This window comes from Vibrio sp. Vb0349, assembly GCF_033338975.1.
Map to the genome: position 1 here is coordinate 275,317 of NZ_JAWOTS010000006.1, position 17,450 is coordinate 292,766.

Here is a 17,450-nt window from a genome sequence, read left to right on the forward strand (position 1 = left end):
AGCCATAGCGACATCAGGAATCTATTCACAGCAAGGCAGAGGCGTGGAGTGTACGTCAGTGCATGAGCATCGACAGTGCAGGTCGGGTGAAAAGAAACGAGCAAGCTAATTACACAAATAAAAAAACGGAGCCCTAAAAGGACTCCGTTTAAGATGAGAACGCTAGTTATAGCATTACTTCTTAGCAAGTTTCTCTTTGATACGAGCAGACTTACCAGAACGCTCACGTAGGTAGTACAACTTGGCACGACGTACTGCACCACGGCGTTTAACTTCGATGCTATCAACGATTGGAGAGTGTGTTTGGAACGTACGCTCAACACCTTCACCGTTAGAGATCTTACGTACAGTGAAAGCAGAGTGTAGACCACGGTTACGGATTGCGATTACAACGCCTTCGAAAGCCTGTAGACGCTCACGGTCACCTTCTTTTACCTTAACTTGAACTACTACAGTGTCACCTGGTGCAAATTTAGGTAGGTCTGATTTCATTTGCTCTTCTTCAAGAGCTTTGATGATGTTACTCATTTTTTAAATTCCTAGAATAAACTGATACTAAATAAATTAGGTTACTTTGCGTTATGTTCTTTAATGGCTTTATGCTCATTAATAAACTCAGCAAGTAATTGTTCCTGTTCGTCAGTCAGAGCTAGGTTTTCCAGGAGCTCTGGTCTTCTTAGCCAAGTACGGCCCAACGACTGCTTGAGTCGCCATTGACGAATGTCCTTGTGATTGCCTGACATCAGTACCGCTGGTACCTCTTTGTCATCCAATACTTCTGGACGCGTATAGTGAGGGCAATCTAACAAGCCATTTGCAAAAGAGTCTTCTTCTGCTGACGCGAAATCCCCTAGTACACCCGGAACAAACCGAGAGACAGAGTCGATTAACGTCATGGCTGGTATCTCACCACCCGTCATCACAAAATCACCAATCGACCATTCTTCGTCGACTTCAGATTGAATGATGCGCTCATCTACCCCTTCATAACGACCACAAATCAGAAGCAAGTTCTCATTCGTTGCCAGTTCTTCGACCCCTTTCTGGTCGAGCTTGCGACCTTGAGGAGAAAGGTAGATGACTTTCGTCTTGCCCGGTGAGGCTGCTTTCGCGGTATGAATGGCATCGCGCAAAGGCTGAACCATCATTAACATACCAGGGCCACCACCGTAAGGTCGGTCATCGACTGTGCGATGTTTGTCGTGAGTGAAATCTCTAGGATTCCAAGTCTCAATCGACAAAAGACCTTTTTTAACCGCTTGACCTGTTACTCCAAAATCAGTAACAGAACGGAACATTTCTGGAAAAAGGCTAATAACGCCAACCCACATGTTTATCTAGCTCTGTAATTTTGGAGATTAGAATCCAGGATCCCAGTCAACTTCGATCCGTTGAGCTTCGCGATCAACATTAATGATCACTTGCTCTTCAAGGAACGGGATTAATCGTTCCTTCTGCCCGAAAGCATCTTTAAGATTTGCTTTAACAACCAGAACATCGTTTGAGCCAGTTTCTAGCATGTCAGTAACGACACCTAGATCGTAACCTTTAGTAGTTACAACTTGCATCCCAAACAATTCGCGCCAGTAGAACTCATCTTCTGACAATTCAGGAAGTACCGCAGGGTCAATAGCAATTTCAAAGTTCGTCATTAGATGCGCGTCTTCACGAACATCCATGCCTTCCAGCTTAGCCACCATACCTTTGTTATGGCGCTTCCAGCTTTCTACTTTGTACTCAACCCACTTGCCCTTTTGGTTAATGTACCAAGGGCTGTAATCGAAAATGCTTTCAGCATTGTCTGTGTAGGAAAAAACTTTAAGCCAACCACGAATGCCGTAAGTAGCACCAAACTTGCCTACAACAATCTTTTCGTTGCTCATTGTTTCTTTACCTTTCATCGACATAAACTAGTTTCTACTTTTCAAGTAAAAAATTAAGCCGCTTTTTGAGCGTCTTTAACTAGCTTAGCAACACGGTCAGATACTGACGCGCCTTGACCAACCCAGTGGTTAACGCGGTCTAGGTCTAGACGTAGACCTTCTTCTTGACCTTTAGCAGTTGGGTTGAAGAAACCAACTTTCTCGATGAAACGGCCAGTTGCAGCGTTGCGGCTGTCCGCTACTACGATTTGATAAAATGGACGCTTTTTAGCGCCGTGACGTGCCAAACGAATGGTTACCATGTCGTCCTCTTTGCTTTCTCAAAAATAAAATTAACCCCAAAAACCATTCAAGAAATTAAACAGTTTGGGGTCTCGTGCCAAAATAAAGCTCCGGAATTTTACTCTTCTCCCGGAGCAATGCAAGGAGTTTAGTTACTTTTTCACCAACATAAATTGAATTTAAAGTTTGTGACGTACCTAACACCCTGAATCTATGCGTAATCGATTAATTAACGACCAAATGGGTTGAAGCCACCGCCACCACCCATGCCGCCCATCATGCCTTGCATGTTGCGCATCATGCCTTTCATGCCACCTTTTTGCATCTTTTTCATCATTTTCTGCATTTGGGTGAACTGTTTTAGTAAGCGGTTTACATCTTGAACCTGCACACCAGAACCAGCTGCGATACGCTTCTTGCGCGAGCCCTTGATAATTTCTGGGCGTTGACGTTCTTTCATTGTCATGGAGCTGATGATCGCTTCCATCTGTTTGAACATCTTGTCATCGACTTTATCTTTCACATTGTCTGGTAGCTGGGACATTCCTGGAAGCTTATCCATCATCCCCATCATGCCGCCCATGTTTTGCATCTGGCCTAGCTGTTCACGGAAATCTTCAAGGTCGAAGCCTTTCTTCTCTTTGAACTTCTTCGCTAACTTTTCTGCCTTTTCTTGGTCAACGTTGCGTTGTAGGTCTTCAATCAAAGACAGAACGTCACCCATGCCAAGAATACGTGAAGCAACACGATCTGGGTGGAACGGTTCTAGCGCGTCAGTTTTTTCACCGACACCCAAGAATTTGATTGGTTTGCCCGTGACATGGCGTACTGAAAGTGCCGCACCACCACGAGCATCACCATCAACCTTAGTTAGAACTACACCGGTAAGAGGTAGCGCATCGCCAAAGGCTTTTGCTGTATTTGCTGCGTCTTGACCCGTCATGGCGTCAACAACAAATAGCGTTTCTACTGGGTTGATAGCTGCGTGAAGATCTTTGATCTCCCCCATCATCTCTTCATCAATTGCCAAACGACCTGCGGTATCGACAATAAGTACGTCGTAGAACTTTTTCTTCGCATGGTCAATCGCTGCATTGGCGATATCAATAGGCTTTTGGTCTGGTGATGATGGGAAGAAGTCAACACCGATGTCTGATGCCAGTGTTTCAAGCTGCTTGATTGCCGCAGGACGGTAAACGTCGGCAGACACAACCAAGACTTTCTTCTTGTCACGTTCTTTTAGAAGCTTAGATAACTTACCTACCGATGTGGTTTTACCCGCACCTTGTAGACCAGCCATAAGAAGCACAGCAGGTGGTTGAGCAGCAAGGTTTAGCGCCTCATTCGACTCACCCATTACGGCTTCAAGTTCTGTTTGAACGATCTTGATAAATTCCTGACCTGGAGTCAGAGATTTAGAAACTTCTACGCCCACCGCTTTTTCTTTAACGCGGTTCACAAATTCACGAACGACCGGAAGCGCAACGTCAGCTTCAAGTAGAGCCATTCGGACTTCACGTAGGGTTTCTTTAATGTTGTCTTCGGTCAGACGACCTTTACCACTGATATTTTTCAGCGTTTTGGATAATCGATCCGTTAAATTCTCAAACATCTTTGTCTCTTCGCTAAAATGGCGATTAATTAGTGTGAGTATACATTAGCCAAGGTCTGAGTCATACCCGTACCGCTGTCCTATTCTTGTCTCTATTTATATATGGTGCGGTAACTTATTAATTTCAATATCTCATCTCTCACGATTGATGTCGGATATAACGTAGCCCCAAAGTGTAATGCAAGGTATAATTTCTCCATCGTGCACAATAATATTTAGGATTCATGGATAGCTTAATAGCCATCGCGGCCGCCATACTTTATGTCTTGGCGATTGCGACCATCATACCCGGACTCTCACAACAGTCAGGAATCAAAGCAAAAACAGTGTTTGCTAGTGCTGCCTGTGCGCTTGTTTTTCATGCGTGGATTTTGAGTGATCTGATCTTTGATGGTTCAGGTCAAAACCTGAGTATTCTCAACGTGGCTTCTTTGATCAGTTTTATTATTTCTCTGGTCATGAGCCTTGCTATGTTGAAAAACCGACTGTGGTTTTTATTGCCTGTCGTTTATAGCTTTGCTGCCATCAATTTATCTGCTGCCACATTTTTGCCAAGCACGTTTATAAAGCACCTAGAGAATGACCCTAAGCTACTCATTCATATTTCATTTGCGCTCTTCTCATACGCGACTTTAACTATCGGGGCACTCTATGCGCTTCAGTTGGCTTGGCTGGATCACAAACTGAAAGCAAAAAAATCTTTGGCGATTAACCCAAACCTGCCGCCTCTATTAATGGTGGAGCGTCAACTCTTCAAAATTATTTTGATCGGTAACTTATTGTTAACTGCCACGCTCATTACTGGCTTTGTCTTTGTGCAGGATATGTTTGCCCAAGGTAAGGCACATAAGGGCATTCTTTCTTTCATCGCTTGGGTGGTGTACTCAATACTGCTTTGGGGTCACTATCAAAAAGGCTGGCGTGGTAGAAAAGTCACATGGTTCGCTGTTGCAGGAGCAACACTGTTAACTCTGGCATATTTTGGCAGTCGCTTTGTAAAAGAAATCATCTTGAATTAAGGAGCTCTAGGGCTCCTATCCTTTATATTTTAGGCTAGATAAAATACAGTACGCCTTAACTCTTTGACTTAACGGACTTACTCAACCGTTATATAACCCAATACTTACAAGGAACAGCAACGTTTTGGACGACATCTCTACGGGTATCTTGTTTGCGCTACTCGCGTGTCTTATCGTCATATCAGGTTACTTTTCCGGTTCAGAAACAGGGATGATGTCTCTGAATCGTTATCGCTTAAAACACTTAGCCAAAAACGGGCATAAGGGTGCTAAGCGAGTCGAAAGACTATTAGACCGTCCAGATCGTTTGATTGGTCTTATTCTTATCGGCAACAACCTCGTTAATATTCTCGCGTCCGCGATCGCGACCATTATTGGTATGCGTTTGTATGGTGATTTAGGTGTCGCTATCGCAACCGGTGCACTAACTATGGTTGTATTGGTTTTTGCCGAGGTTACCCCTAAAACAATTGCAGCGCTTTACCCTGAACGTGTGTCCTACGCGAGCAGTATATTATTGACCATACTGATGAAGTTACTGTCGCCTTTAGTGATGCTTGTTAACTTTATTACGAATGGCTTTATCCGCTTACTTGGTGTAAGAGCGGATCACTCAGCAGAAGATCATCTTAGCTCCGATGAGCTGCGTACGGTGGTAAATGAAGCTGGCGGTTTGATCCCTCGCCGACACCAAGACATGCTAGTGTCTATTTTAGATCTTGAGCACGTCACCGTGAACGACATTATGGTCCCACGCAATGAAATTACCGGTATTGATATTAACGACGACTGGAAATCCATTGTTCGCCAGCTAACCCACTCACCACATGGGCGCATAGTTTTCTATCGTGACCAAATTGATGAAGTGGTTGGCATGCTGCGCTTGCGTGAAGCTTATCGTCTGATGTTGGAAAAGAACGAATTCAACAAAGAAACGCTATTACGTGCTGCTGATGAGGTCTATTACATCCCAGAAGGCACACCACTGAACGTGCAAATGTTGAAATTCCAACGCAACAAGCAACGTATCGGTCTGATCGTGGATGAGTACGGTGATATCATCGGTCTAATCACTCTTGAAGATATTCTGGAAGAGATCATTGGTGAGTTCACGACGTCAATTTCTCCAAGCCTCTCTGATGAAATCAGTCCTCAAGGTGACGGAAGCTTTCTTATTGAAGGCAGCACCAATATTCGAGATATTAACAAAGGCCTGAAATGGGATTTACCAACGGATGGCCCAAGAACGTTAAACGGCCTTATTTTGGAGCACCTGGAAGATATTCCAGAGAGCCATTTAAGCGTGAGAGTAGCGGGTCACCCAATGGAACTTGTTGAGATTGAAGAGAACCGAATCAAGCTCGTTCGTGTTTATCCGAAGAAGAAAAAATCGACATCCAAATAACCAAAAGAAAAGCCTGACTCATGTCAGGCTTTTTTACTTATTGGGGCAATATGCTTCTTAATGAGCACCTAGTCGATGCGCAACTCTTTTAACATCGACTCAGGCAAAGCAAGTTCATCATTTTTGTTCACCGAAACACCAGCATCCAAAATGTTCTTTGCGATCTGTTGTGCTTCTTTTAAAGAGTGCATTGCTGCCGTGCCGCATTGGTATTCGTTAAGTTCAGGGATCTTATTCTGACTTTCTACCTTCAGCACGTCTTCCATTGCTGCAATCCAAGCATCTGCGACTTGCTGCTCTGATGGTGTGCCAATCAGACTCATGTAAAAACCTGTGCGGCAACCCATAGGCGAAATATCGATGATCTCAACAGAATCACCGTTTAGGTGATTACGCATAAAGCCTGCATAAAGGTGCTCTAGGGTGTGAATACCTTTTTCAGAAAGAATGTCTTTGTTTGGCGCAGTAAAGCGTAAGTCGAAAACAGTAATCGTATCCCCTTTTGGGGTCTGCATGGTTTTCGCCACTCGCACTGCCGGTGCATTCATACGAGTGTGGTCCACGGTAAAACTATCGAGTAAAGGCATTACATCTCTCCTGATTGTAACTCCAGTACCTTTCGGTAATGGATAAATGTCATTCATCCCTACAGCACATGAACAGACTGTGGGCTAAAAGAACCAGCTGCTGTTGTCTTCTAATTCCTGACGACATTGCTTCAGCTGCCAGCCATAAGTTTTCGCTGTTTGTTCAACACGTCGAGCGACTTTGATTAAACTAGGTTTTCGATTATAAGTGCCTCGCTTATATCCACCTCGCCCTTCATGATAAGCCAGATACTGGTTATAGGGATCCCATAATGAAATCCCTAGCTGACGCCGTGTTTCATGAGTGTACCAACCGACAAACATCATAGAATCATCGAAGTTGGTACGAGAGCCCCCCTGACCTGTCGCATCTTGGAAGTCTTCCCAAGCAGGGTCTTGAGCTTGAGCATAACCATACGCACTGCTGACTCGTCCCCAAGGAATAAACCCTAGCAAATAATCTTTAGGTGGTTTTGCATCGTGCCGAAAGCTGCTTTCTTGTTTAATGATGGCCATAGCGACATGAATAGGGGTACCCCATTCATCTTCCATATCTTTGGCATCATCGTACCAACCGGATTTCTCTCGGAATATCTCGCATAAGTTATTCTGCTGCTTTGGCGGTGCCGTAGCACAACCTGCAAGTAACACGCTTCCAAGTACCGCTACTACTAACGACTTAATGTTCAACCCCACCAATCCTTAGTTAGTCATTACTGCTTCAGGTAAGCAAAGTAATCTTCCAAAAAATCATCAAAAGAAAGCGTGTCACTCTGCTCTGCTTGCTTTTGTTTTTCCACGGACGACGCTACTTCCGTTTCCATCGTATCTTGTGAGTAGTACTGATAACCGTGCGCTAGGTTTTCATCACGGTACTTCATACCAAGAGTGCAGCCGACTTTACCTAGCCCACCTAGATCTTTCGTTAGCTCTAATAGTTGACCAGAGATCGTTAGTTCTGGGTTATCAATCCATGTCTCGAGTTGATTACACACATCTTGGTATGCACTGCCACCAGCGGTCATATCCATTTGCTGTGCTATTTGACGTAACTCGACGAAAACTCGGTGTGCCCAATCTTGTAGAGATAGACGTTCACCTTGACAACCAATTTGCAGCATTAGACCTTTTTCTCGGCCAGAAACAATGACTTTATTCCAGTTATCGCGCCAACACTCTAATTCACAGTTATCCATAGGATCTGAGTCTGACAAGGCCGCCCAGGTAAGGAAGAGATCCAAGAATCGTACTTGCTCTTCATTTAAGCCCACTGCGCTGAATGGGTTAACATCTAGAGAACGAACTTCAATGTATTCGACACCACCGCGTCGTAACGCATCTGAAGGCTTCTCACCACTTTTCGATACACGTTTTGGACGAATCGGAGCGTACAGTTCATTCTCAATTTGTAAGATATTGGAATTAAGCTGGCGGTATTCACCATCCACTTTTACCCCAATTTTCGCAAACTCTTCTGATGGGTGGCGAATCGCATCACTCAAACCATCGAGGTATTGGTCAATGCTGTTAAAACCAATTTTCAGCACACTTTGAGCACTATTGGTATAGCCAAGATCGCTCAAACGCAAAGACGTCGACTTCGGCAAATATAATGTCCCGCCAATCTTCTCGAATGGCAGATCGGTTTCACGACCTTGAATAAAAGAGCCACATAACGCTGGTGATGCACCAAAGAAGTAGGGAATCATCCAGCCAAAGCGGTAGTAATTACGGATCAACGCAAAGTACGCATCAGACTTAGCATCTTGGCGGGCTTGTTCATCTTGCTCGCCATAGAGCGCATCCCAAAATGTTTCAGGAAACGAGAAGTTAAAATGGACACCTGAAATAATTTGCATCAGGCTGCCATAGCGACGCTTTAGGCCTTCTCGGTACAGCGTTTTCATTTTCGCTGCATTCGAAGAGCCATACTGGGCTAACTGAATATCATCCTCTGAGCCTACGTAGCAAGGCATTGATAGTGGCCACATTTTCTCTTCACCCATTTTGGTTTGAGTGAAATGATGGATATCTTTCAGCTGTGCCATCAGTTCTGGAATTTCATGTGACACAGGCGTAATGAACTCTAACAATGATTCCGAAAAATCCGTTGTGATCCATTGATTTGTGAACGCAGAGCCTAACCCTTCAGGATGAGGAGTTGTAGCTAGATGTCCATCCTGACGATAGCGCAAAGTTTCTCGCTCAACACCGCGTCCAAACTGCTTAAATACTTCGGGGTTTGATGCAACTTTTTTTAGTCGCGCAGCAAAATCAGTCAAAATGAGGTTCGCTTATATTGGGAGCAGGACACTTGTTACATAACACAAGTGTAAGCTAAGTTATTGATAGTTAATGCATCTAGATAAATAACCCACGAAAAGTTGCTTATCTAGATGAATAGCGGAGAAACGTTTCTCCGCTATTAAATGTGTACTCTATCGAATGATTTCAAGCTCTTCTACGTCTTTCCCCAACTTTTCTAATTGAGGACGCAACGATTTAGCATCACCAACGACGATAATTTGATAGTCATTTGGATCAAACCATTTCTGAGCCAGCGCATTCAACGTCTGCTTATCGACTTTTTCTACGATAGCGTTTCTTTGCTGCAAGTAATCATGATCGAGGTTGTACTTAAGAATATCACTGATGAGCTCCGCTTTTTGTGTTGGCGTTTCATATTTCAGTGCATCTTTTTGACCGACCGCTTGACGCATAAATTTCATCTCTTCATCAGTAATACCTGACTGCGAGTATTCATTTAGCTCATTTTCCATCTCAATGATCGAAGCAACCGTTGCATCCGCTCGTACTTGCGCGGTGAAAACCACCGAGCCTGTTTCTGGATTACCAGAGAAGTAGCCGTAAGCACCGTATGTGTAACCCTTGTCTTCACGTAGATTTTGGTTAATGCGGCTATTGAAGTTCCCAGCTAAGTTGAAGTTTGCCAGTTGGCTTAGGTAAAAATCGCCCGTTGCGTCGTAAGGCATACCTTGACGAACCATCATGACCACACTTTGCGGCGCTCCTGGTTTATCAACAAGATGGATCTTTTGCTCACCTAATGCAGCAATGCTTTGCGGTGCATACAATGGCGCAGCTTCATCTTGCCAGTTTTTCCAGAACGTCAGTTGCTGCTCAATTTCCTGTTTATTGATGTCACCAACAACGACGATTTGCGCACTTTGTGGCGTGTAATGCTTCGAGTAGAATTCACGGACATCATCCAACGTTAATGCACTGACACCTGCTTGCGTGCCGTCTTTTGGTCGAGCAAAAACCGAATCCCCATAGAGCACCTGGCGACTCGCTTGTGACGCCATCCAACTTGGATTTTGGTGCTCATATACCAGGCCTTCTAGCGCTTGCATTTTTACACGCTCGAAATCATCTTGATTAAATGCAGGAGACAGCAACATCTCTTCGACAATTTTTAACGTCGGCTCTAAGTTCTTTTCTAGAGCAGAAACACTGATGTTTGTTGTATAACCTGTGGCATTAACAGAGATAACACTACCTAGTTTATCAAGCTCAGCTTGAATCTCTTCGACACTGCGTTTCGTTGTACCTTCTTGCAACATCGCAGCGGTCAATTGGGCAAGACCTTCTTTACCCTTTTCAACAAAACGTGTCCCTGCAGGTAAACTAAATTGCATCATCACCGTCGGCGTTTCATCGCTAACTGCACCAAGCAGCTCTGAGCCATTCTTGAAATGTAACTCGTACAGCTCTGGCATCGTCGCTTTCACTGGTTCTCCTACTGGAGGTTGCAGTGAGCGATCGAAGTTATCGGTCGCACGACGATACGCCAATTGGTCATCGGAAATCTTCTCATATTCTGGCAGCGTACGCTTTGGTGTCACAAAGGTCGCAGGTTTTACGACAAGGTCTGTTTTTCCTTTTGGGACCACGCTTAGGGTCACTTTGTTCTTACCTTGGATAAAGTCCGTATACGCTTTTTCTACCGAAGTCGGCGTAACTGCACGGATTTGTTCAAGCTGTTGCTCAAGACGATCAGGATCGCCGAAAAATGTTTCGTTGGAAGCCAACTGAGTCACTTTACCTTTAACGCTTTCTAGCGCAAAAATAGCATCCGCTTCCGCTTTACCCTTCAACTGCTCAAGGCGATCTTTTGTCACGCCTTTTTCCGCAAACTGATTAAGTGATTGTAAAAGCTCGTCGTACAGTTTTGATAGGTCGCCTTTGTCTCCAGAATCACCCATTGCGTAAACGTAAAAGTTACACGCCAGTTCAGCACAATCATGGAATGAACCAGCATCGACCGCTTTTTGAGTCTTCACTAGGTCTTGGTAGAGCACGCTGTTGGTACCGCCACCCAATACTTCTGATAACGTGTCGAGAGACGCTTGGCTTTCTTCGCCGTTGTAGGTTGTTGGCCACGCGATCATCACCATAGGTTGTTGAATACGATCTTCTAGCGTGATGTATTTGTCTTCTTGCAGTTTTGCAGGTTGTTTCGGCGCATTTTCAACCTCAGGACCACGAGGAATCGAACCGAAGTACTTATTTACCCACTCTAGAGTTTGTTCAACGTCTAAGTCACCACCGATCGTGATAGTCGCATTGTTTGGGCCATACCAACGCAAGAAAAACGCTTTGAGGTCGTTCACATCAACACGATCAAGATCTTCAACATAACCAATGGTTTGCCACGAATACGGATGACCTTCAGGATATAGCGCTTCGGACATGCGCTCCCAAATTAAGCCATAAGGACGATTATCGTAACGCTGAGCTCGCTCATTTTTTACAGTCGAACGCTGAATTTCAAATTTGCGTTGAGAAACCGCATCCAACAAAAAGCCCATACGGTCAGACTCTAACCACAGCATTTTCTCGAGCTGGTTAGCAGGGACAGTTTCAAAGTAGTTAGTACGATCGCGGTTTGTAGTACCATTTAATGTGCCGCCAGCCTCCGTGATGATTTTGAAGTGCTCTTGGTCACCAACGTTCTCTGAACCTTGGAACATCATGTGCTCAAAGAAATGCGCAAAACCAGACTTACCCACTTCTTCACGAGCTGAACCAACATGGTAAGTCACATCCACATGGACCAATGGGTCAGAATCTTCAGGAGCTAAGATCACCGTTAAACCATTATCGAGTTTATACTTTTGGTATGGAATCTTAACTTTGCCTTCTTCAGCTTTCGATGACTCAACGAAAGTTACCCCTTTCGGCAGTGATGAAACTGGCGTATTTGATGCACAGCCCGTGATCACCAACAGTGAACACGCGCCAACCCAAAACATCTTCATGTACTTTCCTTAAAATAATCCGAGATAGATGGCCGCAAGTAAGCTATACCTAGCAGCCTTTCCTAAAAATATTAAAATCACGCAAGGCAGAAACTTCATTCTTAGCCACCCTGCGGCTAAACACAGCGGGTCTCCTATTACAGGTAACCAGCTAAAAAATAACCCCCAATAGCCATACTTAGAGAGCCACTTTAATGCGGTATGACCGTGCTTTTCCTCTTGTGCTTTGTTGGGAATCCACAAGCCAAGCCAATAATTTGTTAAGCCACCAAGCGTATTACCGATAGTAGCGACCATAACAATTGAAGAAACGGAGTATTGATTTAATGAGAGAGTGGCAACTAAGCCCGCCTCAGAACCACCAGGCAACAACGTGGCACTGAGAAAACCGGTCATGAAAAGCACCCATAATGCTGAATCTGAAAACCAAAGCGCTAAACTTTCAAAACTCGTGTTAAATGCTTCTAGCATGTCATATCAAGCAACACCTTGCCTCTGGTTCTTCCTGATTCGACCTGCTGGTGAGCACCAATGACATCACTCATAGGATAAACCTGTTGAATTTCAGTCTTCAGTAAGCCAACGCCGACCATGTACAACAAGGTATCTAACTGCGCAGGGTCTGGTTCAACCAACATGCCACTAGCCTCAAAGCCTAGGAGTTTGGCTTTTTCACAAATCAGCTCAGCTGTGATGGTTGGAACGGTGATGACTCTCGCATTGTCTTTCAGGCATTTAAGCGCATCTAACGCAGCATCTCCGCCTACTAAATCAATCAAAACATCAACATCTTCAACACGTTCTGACACTGGTGCAAATTGATAGTTCACTGCATGAGCACCGAGCGTCGCAAGGTAATCTAAATTTCGTTCACTGCAGGTTGTAAAGACTTCCGCTTTCGTCGCGATCGCAATTTGTACCGCGAGGTGTCCAACACCACCGGCTCCAGCGAGGATAAGTACGCGATCGTTTTCCGTCACATTAGCCTTACTGAGAGCTTGTGCCGCAGTTTGTCCCGCCAACGGTAATGCAGCAGCTGCCTCCAAAGTTACGGAGCTAGGAACATGACTTAACTCAGTTTCTGGAACACATATGTATTGGCTGTAACCACCGCCTCGAACTGGGAAACCAATAAATCCAGCCACCTCATCACCTTCATTAAAACGTGATGCCCCCTCTCCACAAGACATCACTTTTCCTGAGATGTCGTAACCTGGCACCCAAGGTAAATTATCCTTATTCTGCGCTGCCGCCCAACCGAGCCCAGCTCGAGTTTTGACATCAATAGGATTTACGCCTGAAAAAGCGACTTTTACTAAGACTTCACCAGGCTGTGGTGATGGTGTAGAAGCATGTTGAATCGCGAGTACGTTGGCATCACCAAACTCAGTGATAACGATCTGTTTGTGTTCCATAAACCATTCCCTGCAAGAAAACAAAAAGGGATGCGAAAGCATCCCTTTGACTATAAACCATTTTGTTAACCTAAGTTAATCGTGATTTTGTAAATTGGTTGATCATTCCATTTTCAATAATGTCTAACCAACAAGTGCTAACAATATACCAGCCGCAACGGCTGAACCCAGCACACCAGCAACGTTTGGTCCCATCGCATGCATTAACAAAAAGTTTTGCGGGTTAGCTTGTAAACCAACTTTGTTTACGACTCGCGCGGCCATTGGTACCGCAGAAACGCCAGCCGCACCAATAAGTGGGTTGATGTCTTCTTTCGAGAACTTGTTAAGCAGTTTCGCCATCAGGACGCCCGCACCAGTACCGATACTAAATGCAACTGCGCCTAACCCCAAGATACCTAACGTTTCTAGGTTCAAGAACTGCTCAGCTTGCAGCTTAGAACCAACACCAAGACCTAAAAAGATAGTCACTATGTTGATCAATTCATTTTGAGCAGTTTTCGATAAACGATCCACCACACCAGCTTCACGCATCAAGTTACCCAAACAGAACATACCAACCAATGGCGTAGCTGAAGGTAAGAACAGAATCGTCATCAGTAATACAGCAAGCGGGAAGATGACTTTCTCCCATTTACCAACATGACGAAGCTGAGCCATCTTAATTTGACGTTCTTCCTTGGTTGTCAGTGCTTTCATGATTGGTGGCTGGATGATCGGCACCAATGCCATATAGCTGTATGCCGCGACTGCAATCGCACCTAGCAGATCTGGAGAGAGCTTACTCGCTAAGAAAATCGCTGTTGGCCCATCAGCACCACCGATGATCGCGATAGACGATGCATCCGCCATGGAAAACTCCATGCCAGGTACATAGTTGAGTAAAATAGCGCCAAACAGTGTTGCAAAAATACCAAACTGCGCAGCCGCACCTAACCACAACGTTTTTGGGTTTGCGATCAAAGCACCAAAGTCGGTCATCGCGCCCACACCCATGAAGATCAATAGCGGGAACACACCCGATTCAATCCCAATGTAGTAAACGTAGTAGAGCAAGCCACCAGGCTCAGTAAAGCCAGCATTTGGAATATTCGCCAAAATAGCACCGAAACCAATCGGCAATAACAGTAAAGGTTCAAATCCTTTTTTAATTGCCAAAAACAGCAAGGTACAACCAACCAGCATCATACAGATTTGGCCGAACTCGAAGTTAGCGATCCCTGTTTCTGCCCAAAGGGTTAACAATCCGTCCATGATACTCCCTTACGCCAGGCTCAACAGAGGCGCACCTACTGTGACAGCATCGCCTTCTTTAACGTTCAGCTCTTGAACCACACCACCACGCGCCGCTCGTACTTCAGTTTCCATTTTCATCGCTTCAAGGATGAGCAATACATCGCCTTCAGCTACCTCAGCACCAGGTTGAACATTCACTTTGAAGATGTTACCTGCAAGAGGAGCAGGTACCGCTTCTGCTGAAGCATTAGAAGGTGCGCTAGGTGTAGCCGATTTTGCCGGTGCATTAGAAGGAGCAACAGATGTCAGTTCACCTTGAGGGCCAACTTCCACCTCATACACCTGCCCGTCAACACGTACACTATAAGTTTCTACACCACCAGTTGCTGGTTGAGCTACAGGTACAGCAGGCTTCGCAGCTTCTAGCGTTGGTGCAGGCTCAAATGCTTCTGGGTTTTCACGATTCTTAAGGAACTTAAGCCCAACTTGAGGGAAAAGTGCATAAGTGAGTACGTCATCAACACGCTCACTTGCTAGCTTAATGCCTTCTGATTTCGCTTTCTCCATCAGATCAACCGTAAGCGTCTCCATTTCAGGCTCAAGTAAATCGGCAGGACGACAGGTAATTGGCTCTTTACCATCAAGCACTTTCGCTTGCAGTTCTGCATTTAACTCGGCTGGCGCTTTACCGTACTCACCTTTCAATAGGCCAGCGGTTTCCTTGGTAATACTCTTATAGCGCTCGCCAGTAAGAACGTTAATCACCGCTTGCGTACCGACGATCTGTGAAGTTGGAGTCACCAATGGAATGAAACCAAGATCTTCACGTACACGAGGGATCTCTTCTAATACTTCATCAATGCGATCCGCAGCGCCCTGCTCTTTCAACTGGCCTTCCATATTGGTCAGCATACCACCAGGCACTTGAGCAATCAGGATGCGTGAATCGACTCCTTTTAACTGGCCTTCCCACTTCGCATACTTCTTACGTACCTCACGGAAATATGCGGCGATAGGTTCCAGTTGCTCGAGTTTCAAATTGGTATCTCGCTCGGTGCCTTCTAGCATAGCGACTACCGTTTCAGTCGGTGTATGGCCGTAGGTACAACTCATTGAAGAAATCGCAGTATCGAGAATATCAATACCGGCTTCTACTGCTTTTACCGCTGTTGCTGTAGACAGCCCCGTTGTTGCATGACAATGAAGTGCCAATGGCACATCACAAGACGCTTTGATACGCGTGATAAGCTCTTCCGCTTCATAAGGCTTAAGTAAGCCAGACATATCTTTAATACACAGCGAGTGACAACCTAAATCCTCTAGGCGTTTTGCCAAGTCAACCCAAGTGTCTGCGTTATGCACTGGGCTCGTAGTGTAAGACAACGTACCTTGAGCATGCGCACCAACATCAACCGTTGCTTTAACGGCTTTCTGGAAGTTTCGCACGTCATTCATTGCATCAAAAATACGGAATACATCCATGCCGTTAGCATGCGCGCGTTCAACAAACTTCTCTACTACGTCGTCGGCATAATGGCGGTATCCTAAAAGGTTTTGACCACGCAGTAGCATTTGCATTGGTGTATTAGGCATCGCTTTTTTTAGTTCACGTAAACGCTCCCAAGGGTCTTCTCCTAAGAATCGAATACAAGAATCAAATGTTGCACCACCCCAAGTCTCTAGAGACCAGTAACCAACCTTATCCAACTCAGCTGCGATAGGCAGCATATCCTCAATACGCATACGCGTAGCAAATAGTGATTGATGGGCATCACGAAGGACCACATCAGTAATAGCTAGTGGTTTAGACATGCTCTTAAACTCCTTTTTAATCCTAGTTCGGCTACTTCGCGAATGAGGCGCGATGTTTATGAATCGCAGCCGAGATCGCCGCCACTACTTGTGGACTAACAGCTGAAGAGGTTGATTGAATATTAGTGTTTGTTTTTGGTGCTGCGATCGGCTCTGGTACTTCTTCTGGTACCAATTTCGACATTAACCGAACGAGATAAACAAGAATAGTGAGGAAAATAAATACGACCGCCATCCCCGTTAGCATCAGGGTGGCCGCATCTACTAGCAGGCTTCCTATATTAGTCATGTTGCTTCCTTTCTTTGTCATCCTGACAACGTGCAGGACTTTAATAGTGTCAAATCCCGACCCATGGATTATCTCGATTGGTTAAATTTTGTCAATTTTGTTTAAGGAAGGTTTGTAGTAATCCTGATAAATGATTATTTATTCACTACCCAGATCACAGTTCATGACAAAATAATCACTTCAAATCGCTACCACCTTATGAACAGAGTAAAGGAGGACATAAATAAAAACTGCGATTTAGATTTCAAAATCAAATCGGTACTCACGCAGTAAAAACCAACAAAAACAAAAAGATGAATAAAATTAACAATTAATAAACAAATAACAAACAAAGTAACTACATAAGAGTAATTGAAATGAAAAATGGAAGTCAGTGTATAGGAGGGATAATCAGGATGATTTCACACGATGCGACAGAAGCTTGATAGCAAATTGCTTAGATACGCACATATTCGCTTTTAAAAAAGAGGAACATAGGCTCTAGTGATCCTACGCCATATTTCAGATGTCTAGATACAAAAAAGCCTCGCAATTGCGAGGCTGTTTCAATGAGTGGCGCGTCCTGGAGGATTCGAACCTCCGACCGCCTGGTTCGTAGCCAGGTACTCTATCCAGCTGAGCTAAGGAC

Annotated in this window: 16 protein-coding genes; 2 read left to right on the top strand and 14 right to left on the bottom strand. The window is 44.8% G+C overall.

Annotated elements, in window-relative coordinates; genetic code table 11:
* Window positions 1–174: 174 nt before the first annotated feature.
* The 5 genes from rplS to ffh all read right to left on the bottom strand — a co-directional run bounded on the left by rplS (window position 175) and on the right by ffh (window position 3,777).
* Entirely contained in the window at window positions 175–528 is a 354-nt protein-coding gene (gene rplS / locus R7Q47_RS10360; protein ID WP_005379971.1) for a 50S ribosomal protein L19, read from the bottom strand.
* 41 nt (window positions 529–569) lie between these two features.
* Window positions 570–1,331, bottom strand: a complete 762-nt coding sequence (trmD, locus tag R7Q47_RS10365) for a tRNA (guanosine(37)-N1)-methyltransferase TrmD (RefSeq protein WP_005379965.1) — start codon at window positions 1,329–1,331, stop codon at window positions 570–572.
* A gap of 27 nt (window positions 1,332–1,358) precedes the next feature.
* The gene (gene rimM / locus R7Q47_RS10370; protein ID WP_005379964.1) at window positions 1,359–1,907 is read right to left on the bottom strand and encodes a ribosome maturation factor RimM; all 549 of its coding nucleotides are present in this window, start codon (window positions 1,905–1,907) and stop codon (window positions 1,359–1,361) included.
* Window positions 1,908–1,936: 29 nt separating this feature from the next.
* Window positions 1,937–2,185, bottom strand: coding sequence for a 30S ribosomal protein S16 (rpsP, locus tag R7Q47_RS10375; RefSeq protein WP_005379962.1), 249 nt, complete (start codon window positions 2,183–2,185; stop codon window positions 1,937–1,939).
* 209 nt (window positions 2,186–2,394) lie between these two features.
* Window positions 2,395–3,777, bottom strand: coding sequence for a signal recognition particle protein (ffh, locus tag R7Q47_RS10380; protein ID WP_005385423.1), 1,383 nt, complete (start codon window positions 3,775–3,777; stop codon window positions 2,395–2,397).
* A gap of 224 nt (window positions 3,778–4,001) precedes the next feature.
* Between ffh and R7Q47_RS10385 the strand changes: the two genes are divergently transcribed.
* The gene (locus R7Q47_RS10385) at window positions 4,002–4,796 is read left to right on the top strand and encodes an inner membrane protein YpjD (protein WP_005379950.1); all 795 of its coding nucleotides are present in this window, start codon (window positions 4,002–4,004) and stop codon (window positions 4,794–4,796) included.
* A gap of 124 nt (window positions 4,797–4,920) precedes the next feature.
* Window positions 4,921–6,201, top strand: coding sequence for an HlyC/CorC family transporter (locus R7Q47_RS10390; protein ID WP_005379948.1), 1,281 nt, complete (start codon window positions 4,921–4,923; stop codon window positions 6,199–6,201).
* 68 nt (window positions 6,202–6,269) lie between these two features.
* Here the strand turns inward: R7Q47_RS10390 and luxS are convergent, their stop codons facing one another.
* The 9 genes from luxS to R7Q47_RS10435 all read right to left on the bottom strand — a co-directional run bounded on the left by luxS (window position 6,270) and on the right by R7Q47_RS10435 (window position 16,822).
* Window positions 6,270–6,788 carry an S-ribosylhomocysteine lyase gene (gene luxS, locus R7Q47_RS10395; RefSeq protein ID WP_017820391.1) on the bottom strand — a complete coding sequence of 173 codons (519 nt, stop codon included), beginning with the start codon at window positions 6,786–6,788 and terminating at the stop codon, window positions 6,270–6,272.
* 84 nt (window positions 6,789–6,872) lie between these two features.
* Window positions 6,873–7,478, bottom strand: coding sequence for a hypothetical protein (locus R7Q47_RS10400; protein WP_171343190.1), 606 nt, complete (start codon window positions 7,476–7,478; stop codon window positions 6,873–6,875).
* A gap of 23 nt (window positions 7,479–7,501) precedes the next feature.
* Entirely contained in the window at window positions 7,502–9,070 is a 1,569-nt protein-coding gene (gene gshA, locus R7Q47_RS10405; protein ID WP_054574812.1) for a glutamate--cysteine ligase, read from the bottom strand.
* A gap of 156 nt (window positions 9,071–9,226) precedes the next feature.
* Window positions 9,227–12,070: a pitrilysin family protein gene (locus tag R7Q47_RS10410; RefSeq protein WP_318088961.1), complete on the bottom strand. Its 2,844-nt coding sequence runs from the start codon at window positions 12,068–12,070 to the stop codon at window positions 9,227–9,229.
* 9 nt (window positions 12,071–12,079) lie between these two features.
* Window positions 12,080–12,541: a YqaA family protein gene (locus R7Q47_RS10415; RefSeq protein WP_005379938.1), complete on the bottom strand. Its 462-nt coding sequence runs from the start codon at window positions 12,539–12,541 to the stop codon at window positions 12,080–12,082.
* The gene (locus R7Q47_RS10420; RefSeq protein WP_005385434.1) at window positions 12,535–13,485 is read right to left on the bottom strand and encodes an NADP-dependent oxidoreductase; all 951 of its coding nucleotides are present in this window, start codon (window positions 13,483–13,485) and stop codon (window positions 12,535–12,537) included. Before R7Q47_RS10420 ends, R7Q47_RS10415 begins: the two co-directional genes overlap by 7 nt.
* Before the next feature lie 123 nt (window positions 13,486–13,608).
* Window positions 13,609–14,739, bottom strand: coding sequence for a sodium ion-translocating decarboxylase subunit beta (locus tag R7Q47_RS10425; RefSeq protein WP_005379935.1), 1,131 nt, complete (start codon window positions 14,737–14,739; stop codon window positions 13,609–13,611).
* 9 nt (window positions 14,740–14,748) lie between these two features.
* Window positions 14,749–16,533 carry a sodium-extruding oxaloacetate decarboxylase subunit alpha gene (gene oadA / locus R7Q47_RS10430; RefSeq protein WP_065274844.1) on the bottom strand — a complete coding sequence of 595 codons (1,785 nt, stop codon included), beginning with the start codon at window positions 16,531–16,533 and terminating at the stop codon, window positions 14,749–14,751.
* Between the two features lie 31 nt (window positions 16,534–16,564).
* Complete coding sequence (locus tag R7Q47_RS10435) at window positions 16,565–16,822, bottom strand: oxaloacetate decarboxylase subunit gamma (RefSeq protein WP_005379932.1); 258 nt, start codon at window positions 16,820–16,822, stop codon at window positions 16,565–16,567.
* Window positions 16,823–17,450 lie beyond the last annotated feature (628 nt).